Annotated in this window: 10 protein-coding genes; all 10 read left to right on the forward strand. The window is 70.4% G+C overall.

The annotated features are described in order from the left end of the window. Positions 1–205: hypothetical protein (locus AXK61_RS24860; RefSeq protein WP_231855457.1), on the forward strand; the 205-nt coding region annotated here is incomplete at its 5' end. Positions 206–239: 34 nt separating this feature from the next. Then, entirely contained in the window at positions 240–542 is a 303-nt protein-coding gene (locus AXK61_RS06195) for a hypothetical protein (RefSeq protein ID WP_068744299.1), read from the forward strand. A 105-nt stretch (positions 543–647) separates the two neighbouring features. Next, positions 648–1,469 carry an ESX secretion-associated protein EspG gene (locus AXK61_RS06200; RefSeq protein ID WP_197466757.1) on the forward strand — a complete coding sequence of 274 codons (822 nt, stop codon included), beginning with the start codon at positions 648–650 and terminating at the stop codon, positions 1,467–1,469. Positions 1,470–1,626: 157 nt separating this feature from the next. Further along, complete coding sequence (locus tag AXK61_RS06205) at positions 1,627–3,135, forward strand: hypothetical protein (RefSeq protein ID WP_068744303.1); 1,509 nt, start codon at positions 1,627–1,629, stop codon at positions 3,133–3,135. A gap of 15 nt (positions 3,136–3,150) precedes the next feature. Further along, a complete protein-coding gene (gene eccD / locus AXK61_RS06210) occupies positions 3,151–4,713 on the forward strand; it encodes a type VII secretion integral membrane protein EccD (RefSeq protein ID WP_197466758.1) in 1,563 nt (520 codons plus the stop codon). Positions 4,714–4,753: 40 nt separating this feature from the next. Next, positions 4,754–6,151 (forward strand): type VII secretion-associated serine protease mycosin, encoded by a 1,398-nt coding sequence (gene mycP, locus AXK61_RS06215; RefSeq protein ID WP_197466759.1) that lies wholly within the window; start codon positions 4,754–4,756, stop codon positions 6,149–6,151. Then, positions 6,151–8,172, forward strand: a complete 2,022-nt coding sequence (gene eccE, locus AXK61_RS06220; RefSeq protein ID WP_068744308.1) for a type VII secretion protein EccE — start codon at positions 6,151–6,153, stop codon at positions 8,170–8,172. Before mycP ends, eccE begins: the two co-directional genes overlap by 1 nt. A gap of 64 nt (positions 8,173–8,236) precedes the next feature. Next, positions 8,237–10,264, forward strand: a complete 2,028-nt coding sequence (locus tag AXK61_RS06225) for a serine/threonine-protein kinase (RefSeq protein WP_068744492.1) — start codon at positions 8,237–8,239, stop codon at positions 10,262–10,264. Then, entirely contained in the window at positions 10,265–10,894 is a 630-nt protein-coding gene (locus AXK61_RS06230) for a hypothetical protein (RefSeq protein ID WP_068744310.1), read from the forward strand. An 8-nt stretch (positions 10,895–10,902) separates the two neighbouring features. After that, the gene (locus AXK61_RS06235) at positions 10,903–11,559 is read left to right on the forward strand and encodes a nitroreductase family protein (RefSeq protein ID WP_068744312.1); all 657 of its coding nucleotides are present in this window, start codon (positions 10,903–10,905) and stop codon (positions 11,557–11,559) included. The last annotated feature ends 174 nt before the right edge of the window (positions 11,560–11,733 follow it).

Consider the following 11,733-nt stretch of genomic DNA (forward strand, 5'->3'; position numbering starts at 1 on the left):
TACTACTGCTGAGGCGTATCGTGCCGCGAATGCGGGTGATACGACGAACAAGGCTGTTGCGCATATGGATGAGTTGATCGCCGTGTGTAATTCGGAGCAGCAGAAGTTGGAGACGATCGCTGAGGCGCTGAATCGGAATGGTGGTTTGATCGCTAATACCGATGGTGATGGTGGTTCGTTGTTCACCGGCTATGCCACTGTCTGACCTGATCGACTGCGAATAGTAGAGGAGAACTTCCATGAGTGTCGACCGGATTCTGGTCAACTACGCGAGCTATGACACCACGTCGGCGAGTTTCGGTAAGGCTGCGGCGGTGGCGGATGCGAATATTGCTGAGCTCACGGCCAATAACACCGCGAATCTGAATGCGGGTAACTGGGTGGGTGTGGATCAGGAGAGCTATCAGCATGTTCATGAGGTGTGTTTGAAGGCCAATGAGAATCTGTCGCTCGCGTTGCAGAAGTGTGGTGTGAACATCTCGACCGCTGCTGCGATCCATCAGGGTGGGCAGACGCAGGCCGCCGGTTTCTACACGGTGTGATTCCACAGCCGCCCGCCGACGCCCGTGCGTCGGCGGGCGGCTGTGCGCGTGGGAGGAGCGCTTGTGTCGCGTCAACGATCCGCCCATCGGTTGTCCGCGTTCGGCGTGACGGTCGACGAACTGCTGCTGCTGATGCGGCTCTCCGATGTCACGGAGCTCGGTCCGGTGGTGCTGGCCGTGCACCCGAACGTCTATCGGCCCGACGATCAGCGGACCGTCGACCTTGCGGTCCTGCCGGGCCTGCTCGCAGCGGGACTGGTGGGGGAGGACGGCGGCGTCGACCCGTTCGTTCGACGGTGGCTGCATGCGTTGCAGGCGCCCGACGCGGGGATCGATCTCCGTGTGTTCGAAGGCGATTCGGTCCTCCGCGGTGCGGTGGTGCGGTGCGGCGAGCAGGTCGTCGTCGCCTTCCGGTACGACGACGAGGTCACGATCCAGGGGTTCATGGCGGACCGCGACGCGTTCGACACCACCGTGGTCGAACCCCTGTGGCGAGTGCTCGGGGCGGCTGAGCCCGCCGATATCGAGTCGATCACCCTCGGCGCTGCCGAGCTGGCCGGCATCGTCGCCACCTTCGATCCGAGCGTCGAGGATCGTCGTGCCGAGCGGGAGTTCCGGGGTCGGCTACGCGAGTTCGATGTGCCGGAATCCACGCTCGACGTGCTCGTCGAGGCGTCGCGGTACAGTGGCCGCCGCGCCGAACTCATCTACCAGCGGGTGTCCGAATCAGGGGTGCGGGTGCGGGCGGACTGGGCGCTGGGAGTGATGGACACGACCGCGGGCCGAGTGCTCTCGGTCACCGCTCGGGGCGCCCACGGGGAGCAGGACGTCACGATCAGCCCGGGCACCCGTAAGAGGTTCGCGGCGGGGCTCGTCGAACTCGTCGAGCGCGGTGGTGCTCGAGGATGGCTCGACCCGACCGACTGAGCGGGCCTGCTCCGAACGGCTGCCTGCAGGTCGCCGTCAGGTCATCGATTACTATTGCAAGCAATTTCGACCGGGATGCCGGGGAGGTCTACCAATGGGCGAAGCGCCGTTGAACATCCATTCGTCGTCTGGAGACGACAGTAAGAGCTCGGGCGACGTGGTCGTCCTTCCGACGATCGGATTCGAGCCCGCCGTCCCGGTGGTGCCGGTGGACGGTCCGGCGGCATCCGCCGCCGCTGATGCCCCTTCCGCTGCGTCGACCTGGCAGGAACCCGCGTTGCCCGGACTCGACGATGCCGGGCCCGCGCCGGCGGTCGACGCCGAGACGACGGACGTGATCACCTTCGAGGCGCGCCAGAGTGCGGCGGACGAGGCGCAGCCGACACCCGGTCCGGCCGGGCCCGCCGGACCCGGGCAGGCGGCCGCGGCTGCACCGGCGCGGGTCGCTCCCGCTGAGCCCGCGTTCGCGCGGCCCGGCGCGAGGCCCGCATCGCAGCAGGCTCCGTTCGTTCAGCAGCCCGGATTGCACGCCGCCCCGCCCGCGGGACAGTTCCAGGCGCAGCATCACCCTGCGGCGCAGGTGAACCGCCCGCCCGTGCCGACCGCCTTCAATCCGGCACTGCAACGGCCCGGCGCACAGCACGCCACGGCGAGCTCGGCGGGCCGGCCGGCCGAGCAGGCGCCGTCGGCGCCGATGGCGACCGCGTCGTCGTCGTTCAACCGCCAGATCCGCCCCGCCGCCGAGGCCGCGGTCCGGGTCGACGGTTGGCGCGCCTGGGTCAGGCGGATGGGCATCGACATCGGGCCCAGCGCCCGGGATCAGGCACAGTCGGAGCTCGTGCACCGCATCCGCGTGGCCAAGAACAAGTTCCACGTGACCGGCGTGTTCAGCGACTCCGCGGGTGGAACGCTGCTGGTGGGTGCGCTCGGCCAGATCCTCGAGCGGACGCGGGCGGACAATGTGGTCGCGCTGGACCTCGATCCCGACGGTGGCGATCTGGACCAGGTGACGGCGTGGCACCAGGGTGGTTCGACGGCGCGGACCCTGATTCAGCAGACGGACCTGTCGGACCGGAATCAGGTCGACAAGCACCTCGCGGTGACCGCCACGAACCTGCACGTGCTGCCCAGTCCCTGGCGATTCAACGGCGACGACGTCGCCGACTACGACGACGTGCTCGATCTGTACTCGATCTTCCGGCCGCACTACAGCCTGGCGCTGGTGGACGCGGGCCGTGGGCTGCAGACGCCGACCGGTGCCGGCGTCCTGGAGATATCCTCCGCCCTGATCCTGCCCGCGTCCGCGACCACCCGTGGCGTGCGGAAGGCGGCTGCCACGATCGATTGGCTGCGGCACCACGGTTGGCACGGCCTGCTCGCGAACACGATCGTGGTGATCAACCACACCAAGCGGAAGGGCAGCGTGTCCGTCGAGCAGTTCGAAGAGTTGTTCCGGGCCGGCCAGAAGCTTCGCGTGCATGAGATCCCGTACGACCCGCACTTGGACGCGGACGTGCCGATCGACCTGGAGCTGCTGAACAAGCAGACGGTTCGGGCGTTGGAGGAGCTCGCGGCGGATCTGGCGGACGGTTTCAACTCGGGCTACGAACCGCCGGCCGCGGTGAAGCTGGCCGAGCTGCATCCCCGTGTCGCCGAGGGACGCTGAGCCGTGGTGTTCCCGGTGAGTCCGGTCGGCCCTCCGGGCGGCCCGGACGGTGGTGCGGCGCCGCAGTCCGCGGTGCCCGAGCAGGTCCGCGTTCTCGTGGAGGTCGGCGAGAACTCGGTGGAGCGCAGTCTGGTGGCCCGCCGCCGGCTGTCCGTCGTGATGGACTCGGTGATCCCCGGGCTGGCGACGGTGTTCCCCGACCACGACTTCTCCACCGCCGGCGCGTGGACGTTCGCGCGGGAGGGCGGCACGGCCCTCTCCCGCGACCGGACGCTCGTGGAGGAGGGCGTACTCGACGGCGATCGGCTGATTCTCGCCGAGACCTTCTCCAACCAGACTTTCCGGCCGCTGATCGAGAGCACCGCGGACGCGATTCAGGAGTTCTGCCGACAACGGTTCCAGCGCTTCGGCGCGGGGACGGCCAGGGCCCTCGGCTTGATCGCGCTCGTGCTCGCCGCCCTCGTCGTCTCGGCAGAGGTCCTGATCGCATGGTGGGGCCGTTCCAGCGCACTGTGGTGGTTCCCCGTCGCCGGTGGGGTGGCCGCGGTGGCCGTCGTCGCCACCGTGTCCGCCGATCGGCGCTGGCACGCGCCGCAACTGGCGTACACCCTGCAACTGCTCACCGTCCCGTTGCTGTTCACGGCGGGCTTCGTGTTGGTACCGCCGGACGGGGGAGTCGACGGGGCCTTCACCGCGGCCAACGTGCTCGTGGGAGCGGTCTTCGCCTTCGCGGGGTCGGTGATCCTGGGGCGGAGCACGGGGTTGGGTGCCGCGGCCCTCGCGGCTCTGGGGACGCTGGCCGCGGTCACGGCGATCGCGAGCGCGGTGTTCGTCTTCACGCCCCTCGAACGGCCGGCGGTACCCGCCATCGGCGTCATCTCTGGGCTGCTCCTGGCGAACTGGGCGCAGGGCTGGGCATTGAATCTGGCCAGGGTTCGGCCCGATCCCCTGCCGCCGCCGGGCGAGGACATCGACCGCACCGAGCTCGGAGCGGCCTATCACGTGGACACTTTCGAGGACGAGAGCACCACGGAACTCGCCCGTGACGACGAGAACGTCGCGCTCGAGGTCGCCTCCCGCACTGCGGCGAAGCTGCTCACCGGCTTCTACATCGCGGTCGCGGTCATCCTGGTGGTATCGGCGTTGACCATCGTCGTGCCGCACCACCACTACTACTGGGGCGGGGTGGCCGTTGCGGCCCTCGTCTCGGTGATCTGTACGCTCCGCGGCCGCACGCTCGACGACCGGGTGCACGCGACGGTCTTCTTCGTGGCGGGTTTCGTCGTCGCAGCGGGCCTCGCCGTGACCATGCTGTCGTCCGTGGAATCCGACATCGCACGCGTCGTCGTGATCCTCGTCGGTGGCGCCGTTCTCGTCGCGTTCGCCGCGGCGGGCCTCGCCCTCGCCGACCGGACGTCGGCGGATGCGGGTGGACGCGGACGACCGTTGTCGGCGCGGCTGATGGGCCGGATCGAGCTGGGCGAGAAGCTGGCGATCTTCGCCGTCGTCCTGGTCGCATTGTGGACCACCCGCCTGTTCGCGGTCATGCGTGAACTCGATCTGTCGTTCCTGAGGTAGGGCCGTGTTTCCTCCGTCGAAGCCGGCTTGTGCTGCGGCCGTGGTGAGCACCGTGGCCCTGACTCTGCTGAGCGTGCCGGGCATCGCCTCCGCTGTGATTCCGCCGACGGCCGACATCGGTGCGGCACCTGCGGATACGACGGGCCCGGAGAAGCCGCTGCGAAGCAACAACCCGCGCTGCGTCGAGCCGTCGGTCCTGCCCGCGTCCAACCTGTCTGCGGCGCCCGCACCGTCGAACACGCTGCGGCTCGACGAGGCGCGTCGGTTCTCCTCGGGAGCGGGGGTCACCGTCGCGGTCCTCAGCACCGGAGTGCGGCCGCAGCCGCGGCTGCGCGGTCTCGACGGCGGCGGTGACTACGTCGTGACCGGTGACAACGGGCTGGTGGACTGCGATTCGACGGGCACTCTCGTCGCCGGCATCATCGGTGCGCAGCCGTGGGCCGGCGACGGCTTCTCCGGCGTCGCGCCCGACGCGCGGATCATGTCGATCCGCGTCGATTCGGCGGGATTCTCGCCGCAGAACACCGCGGCCGACAACCAGGACCCCAACCAGTCCCGGTCGGCGATGACCGGACGCAACATCGCCCGCGCGATCGTGCATGCAGCGAACCGGGGTGCGAAAGTCATCGTGGTCCCCGAGCCGGTCTGCATGGCATCGGACTCGATATTCAGTCAGCGGGAGATCGGTGGGGCGGTGGCCTACGCACTGCAGGCCAAGGACGCGCTGGTGATCGCCGGCGCGGGTAGCACCGACCGACAGGGCGGAACCGGTTCGTCCAACAGCTGCAAGGCCAATCCGGACCCGAACCCCGGACAGCCCGACGATCCTCGCGGCTGGCGCGGCGTGACCACCGTGGCGACCCCGAACTGGTTCGACGGGCAGGTCCTGTCAGTGGGCGCCGTCTCCGCCGAGGGCGTCCCGCTGCCGGGCTCGCTCGCCGGCCCCTGGACCGACGTCGCCGCACCCGGCTCCGGATTGGTCTCGCTCAGCTCGCGGGGAGGCGACGGAGCGATCAACGGACTGCGCTCGGACAAGACCTTGACGGCCTTCGCCGGACCCGAGTTCGCGGCCGCGTACGTGGCCGGAACGGCGGCGTTGGTCCGTTCCCGCTTCCCGCAGTTGCGGGCCAAAGACGTCGCGTTCCGGATCGTCGCCACCGCGCACAACCCGGCGCGTGGTGTCGACAACAAGGTCGGTGCAGGCCTCATCGACCCGGTCGCCGCTCTCACGGCGTCGTTACCCGCCGCCGGTGCGGATATCGACCCACAGTCCGCTGCGAGGCTCGTGGTTCCGCCACCCGCGCCGGGCCCCGACACTCGGCCGCGTCGCACCGCGACGCTGGTCGTCGGAGGCGTCCTCGGCGCCGTCGCCGTGCTCGCCGCCGTGATCGCCGCGGTGCGGCCGTTCCGTGGCCGCAGGAGCGGGGGTGGTCGATGATGGCGGAGAACCTCGACGCGGCGGCGTCGGCGAAGCCGCCCTCGCATCCCGAGATCGCGCGGCGTCGCAGGCTCCTCGGCCTGAGCGTCACGCTCCGTCGGTCCCTCGTCTGGGCGATCTCGGCGGCCGCCTTCGTCGTCGTGTTCGCCGGACGGTGGCCGCACTGGGCGGTGGCGGCGGTCGTGGTCGTGGCGGCGGTGCCGGCGTTCGTCGCCTTCCGCGGCCAGGGGCTCACCGAGCGGGTCGGCGCGCGGCTGCGCTACCTGCGCCGCCGTCGCCACGGCGGGCAGGGGCTCGCCGGCCGGGTCATCGACGTCGAGGGATGCGGCGTGCGTCGTGGCGACGGATTCGAACTGGTCTCCGCGATCGAGCTCAGTGCGGACCTGGCGGAGACACGGCTGCGGGACGGGCAGGCGTTCGCCGCCAGCACGGTGCCGTTGGACCTGTTGGCGTCGATGATGACGCAGTACGGACTCGACGTCGATATCGATGTGGTCTCGTCGGGACGGCGCGTTCCTCCCGGGCCCGCGTACCGTGCGTCCTACGCGCAGGGCGTGCGGTTCTACTCGGCGCTGGCGGAGCGCTCGACGTGGCTCGTGCTGCGCGTCAACACCCGGCGGAACCTGGCGGGTATCGTGCGCCGCGGGCCCTCGCGAGTCGCGGGACCGAAGGCGCTGATGGCCGCGACCCGCAGGCTCGAGCAGCGGCTGCAGGAGCGGCGGATCCGATGCCGGGTGCTGCCCGGGGACGAGCTCGTGACATTGGGCCCGGTGATGAACTTCGGGCACGACCCGCTTCTGGGAGTCGAGCGGTGGACCCACGTCGACCACGACGAGGCGCACACCACCACCTATGTCGTCGATCCGGCGCGCACGTCGACCGCGAAACTCGACCGCTGGTGGAGCCTCGACAGCGAGAGCACCTCGGTGGTGCTGCGTCTGCGGAGGTCCTCGCCGCAGGCTCCTGCCGAGATCAGTGGCCTCGTGCGGTACGAGACAGCAGTGCCCATCGTCGACGACCTCGACGACGCCCTGACACGGTGGCCCGGCCGGCAGCTCGCACTGACGCGGGCGACGCTGCCGGGCGGGGGGTCGAGCGTCGTCGATCTGCCGTCCACGCCACTCGCGGAGCTCGGCGCCGTCGACATCCCGTTCGGGCCGACGGGACCGGTGTGGGGGATCTCCGGATCCGATGCCATCGCGCTCCCGCTCTACGACGCCTCACCGGTTCCGGAGACACTGCAGGTGGAGTTCGCGACCGACCTGCCCACGCTGCAACTCGTGCTCCTGAGGTCGGTGGGTGCGGGCGCGTCGGTGGCCGTGCACACCGACCGTCCCGCGGAATGGGCGGCGCTCGCCCAGACGCTGGCGGATCCGAGCCGGTTCCGCATCGCCGACGGGGAGGCTCGGCGGTCGCCGGACATCACGGTCTTCGACGGGGTCGACATCGACGCGCTGCCCGAGCGCACGGTGCTCGCCCTGCGCAGAACGAGGACTCGGCCCTTGGGGAACAACGCCGACCTCACGGTGGAGCAGATCTCCCCGTCGAAGGTGGCGGTCAGGATCGGTCGGCGCGAGCCCTTCGACGTCGTCTTCAACCCCACGGAGGAGGAGCTGCGCTACTGCGCGACGAGGGCACAGCCCGCTCCCGGCCGCCGCGGGGCCCAGGGCCGTCCCGAGGTGTCGAGTGCGAATCGGGTCATCAGGCCCGCTGGTCCGGCTCCCGTGCGGACCATGCCGGCTCCGCCGGCAGCGGTACCGGTGGCACCGCAGGGCGTCCCCGACGAGCCGCGGCGGCCCGGTAACGACGACCGCCCCGCACCCTCCCGCCGCGTCGGGCCCGGGCCGGACGAACGCGCGCCCGCCGCGCAGCGGCAGCAGGGCGCCCGCCGATGGGTCCGCGGTGCGGACGATTCGGACACGGGGGTCCCGTCGCGACGCCCCGTCGTGCCCGAGAACGCGCCGCGGTGGGCGGCTCGGGAGCGCGATTCGTCGTCGGACGAGCCGCCAACCTCGCGTTAAGCGGCTCGCAACCTGCAGCGCGGTAGATTCATCACGCTGTAGACGTGCGTGAGTGGAGGTGTTCGTGGTCGCCCAACCTGGTGAATCGATCGCGGGGTACGTGATCGAGTCGGTGCTCGGTACCGGTGGCATGGGCACCGTCTACCGGGTCCGGCACCGCACGCTGCCCCGGTCCGTCGCGCTGAAGGTCCTGCAGAGCCAGCTGTCGGCGGATCCGTCGGTGCGGGCGCGGTTCGATCGCGAGGCCGACCTCATCGCAGGGCTCAAGCACCCGCACATCGTGGACGTGTACGACCGCGGGGAGTCCGACGGGCACCTGTGGATCGCGATGGAGCTGGTCGAGGGCGGCAACCTCGCCGAGACCGTGCAGCGCGAGGGACCCTTCAGCCTGGACCGCGCGGTCGCGGCGATCGAGCAGGTCGCCGACGCGCTGGACTACGCGCACCAGCACGGGATCCTGCACCGGGACGTCAAACCCGCCAACTTCCTCGTGGACCGGGGCCGGCGCGGCGAGCAGGTCAAGCTCGCCGACTTCGGTATCGGCGCGGCGCAGACCGAGGTCGGGCAGCACACCCAGGCCGGAACCGTGGTCGGCACGCTGGCCTACACCGCCCCCGAGGCGCTGCTGGGCAACCCCATCGACCACCGCGCCGACATCTACTCGCTGGCGTGCGCGGCCGTGGTCCTGCTGACCGGTGCCCCGCCGTTCACCACCACCGTCTCCGGCCAGCTCATGCTGGCGCACATCAGCCAGAACCCGCCGAGCATCCGGCTCAAGCGGCCCGACCTCTCGCCCGAGATCGACCACGTGCTCGGCCGGGCGATGGCGAAGAACCCGGCGGACCGGTACTCCACCGCCGGCGAGTTCGCCGACGCACTGGCCGCCGCCGCGCGCCGCATGTCCGGCGCCTCGGGCATGGCGCCGCCCACCGCGCCGGTGGGCACGAACTGGCAGGGCACGCCGTCGAATCCGGCGTTGGCAACAGGCTTCAACCGGCCCGCGCCGGCGCCGGGAACGCTGCCCGGGTTCGCCGGGCCGCCCGGGTACGGCCCGAACGGGCCGACGGGGCTCATGGGGCCGAGTAGCCCGTCGATGCCAGGTGCTGCGCCACAGCGCAGGAGTCGCAAGCCGCTGCTGATCGGCGGAGCCGCGGCCCTCGTCGTGGTCCTCGTCGCGGTACTGGCGTTCGTGTTCCTCGGCGGCGACAAGGACACCGGGCCGGCGCTCGACACGTGGAGCGCGCGTACCGTGACCGATGTCAACGGCGAGACCAAGCTCGACGACCGGCCGCAGCGCATCGTCGCCCTCGGCGCGGGCGACGCGGAACTGGTGTCGGCGTTGGGCTTCGATGTCGTCGCCGGTGCGAACGGCCCGAAGTCGGAGCTGCCCTCCTGGGTGCCGGCGTTGGCGAAGGTGCAGACCGCCGGCACGTCGTCCAATCCGGACAAGTCGGTGATCGAGAAGGCCAAGCCCGACCTCATCATCGACACGGACCCCGCGGCCGCCGCGACGGTCAAGGACCTCAAGTCGCTCGCCGGCGGCCGTGCGATCGCCGTGCCCGAGCAGGGCCGCGGCGGCTGGACCTGGCAGGAGCAGCTCGCCTTCATCGCCGAGGCACTGGGGGCCAAGGGCCGCGCGGATGCGGTGAAGAAGACCTACGAGGCCAAGATCACCGAGCTGCGTTCCGCGCACCCGGATTTCAACGGCAAGAAGCTGGACGTGGTGCACTACGACGGCGCCTCCGCTCGCATCGCGACCAGCTCGAGCAATCCCTTCCAGCTGCTCGGACTGCTCGGCTTCTCGATGCAGACGCCGGTCTCGGGATCCGGGTCCGGCTGGATCACGCTGGGTTCGTCGGACTACTACAAGGCGGTCAGCTCCAGCGACGTCGATCGCACGATAGTCGCCCGTACCGACCCCTCCGCGGGCAACGGCGGATTCGACGGCGTTCCCTCGTCCTTGATCTACGGCGTACCGATCATCATCGTGGACAAGACGAACGGCGTCGACGCACTTCTCTACGGCGGACCGCTCGCGATCGATACGGTGGAGTCGACGGTACTTCCGGCGATTTCGAAGGGGATCAAGTAGATGGCCGAGCAGACGCTCACCGAGGACGACCTCACCCGCTACGCCGCGGCGCTCGCCGAGGGGCGCAAGCCGCTCGTGTACCTGATCGAGGCCGTCCCCAGCCTCGGCCTCGCCGCTGGTGCGTCGGCTCGGGTCGTCGAGGTCGACGGTGCCACCGTGACGGTGAAGCCGACCGGCGTGGACGACCAGTTGCCCTACGAGGCACGGGAACTGCGCTCGACGAAGCAGCCGAAGCCGGTCAAGCGGGCGCCGAAGAAGGCCGCTGCCCCCGCGTCGGGCTCGGCGGTACCGTCGGGCACGCGCCCCGGGACCCCCGCGCCCAAAGCGGCGCGGTCGGTGACGATCACGCTGCACGTCGGTTCCGACAACACCGCCTCGCTCAAGGTGACGCGGAACGCGCAGAAGCCGGCCGGTGCGTCGGAGATCGCCCTGCCCGCCGTGCACAAGGCCCTTGCGGGCCTCGGTGACAAGGAGGCGCGGGCCGCCGTCGACGAGGTGCTGTCGACGGCCCGTGACGCGGCGGCGGACAAGGTCGCAGCGCTGCAGGCCGAACTGGCGGCCGCCAAGAAGTCGCTGGCCACGCTCGATCGCGCCAAGCGCGGGACTGCGCCCCCGAGCCGCGCTCGTTAGAGTGGGGCATGGCCCTCGACTTCCCGCATCTCGATCTGTCCGCCGATGAGGTACTGACCACCACCCGGTCCGTGCGCAAGCGTCTCGACCTGGAGCGGGAGGTCCCGCTCGGCGTGATCACCGACGCGTTGGAGGTGGCGTTGCAGGCTCCGTCGGGCAGCAACGCGCAGGGCTGGCACTGGATCGTGCTGACGGACCCCGAGCTCAAGAAGGTCGTCGCCGAGTACTACCGCACCTCCTACTTCGCCTATGCCGAGGCCGGTGCTGCGGCGCGGGCCGCGAAGCCGCCGAAGGATCTCGAGACCGCGGAGAAGGTCGCCTCGTCGGCGACCTACCTGGCGGAGATCATGGAGCAGGTGCCCGCGCTGGTGATCGGCGCGATCCACGTGCCCGGTGGCGAGCTGCCCGCCGGCAACCAGGCCGGGCTGTGGGGGTCGCTGCTCCCCGCAGCCTGGAGCCTCGCGCTCGCCCTCCGCGAGCGTGGCCTCGGATCCGCCTGGACCTCTCTGCATCTCGAGTACGAGCGTGAGATCGCCGAGGCGCTGGGCATCCCGGCGAGCGTCCGCCAGGGCGTGCTCATGCCCGTCGCGTACACGAAGGGCACCGACTTCAAGCTCGCCAAGCGCGCCCCGCTGGACACGGTGCTGCACGTCAACGGGTGGTAGGCGTCGACCCGACTCCGCACGGCGACCGCGATCAGTCGCGCCCGCGCGCGGCCGGTGTCAGTACGTGATGATGCCGACCCAGATGCCGGCGATCAGCCCGATGATCACACCGTAGAGCGCGAATTCCCGCAGGGTGGAGCGGAACATCGTCGGAGTGCCTTTCTTCCGTGGACG

The organism is Tsukamurella pseudospumae, assembly GCF_001575205.1.
In the GTDB taxonomy this organism is placed as follows: Bacteria; Actinomycetota; Actinomycetes; order Mycobacteriales; family Mycobacteriaceae; genus Tsukamurella; species Tsukamurella pseudospumae.

Coding starts and splice junctions, on each gene's coding strand:
- AXK61_RS06195 (WP_068744299.1), top strand. CDS start 240: ATGAGTGTCGACCGGATTCTGGTCAACTACGCGAGCTATGACACCACG.
- eccE (WP_068744308.1), top strand. CDS start 6,151: ATGGCGGAGAACCTCGACGCGGCGGCGTCGGCGAAGCCGCCCTCGCAT.
- AXK61_RS06230 (WP_068744310.1), top strand. CDS start 10,265: ATGGCCGAGCAGACGCTCACCGAGGACGACCTCACCCGCTACGCCGCG.
- AXK61_RS06235 (WP_068744312.1), top strand. CDS start 10,903: ATGGCCCTCGACTTCCCGCATCTCGATCTGTCCGCCGATGAGGTACTG.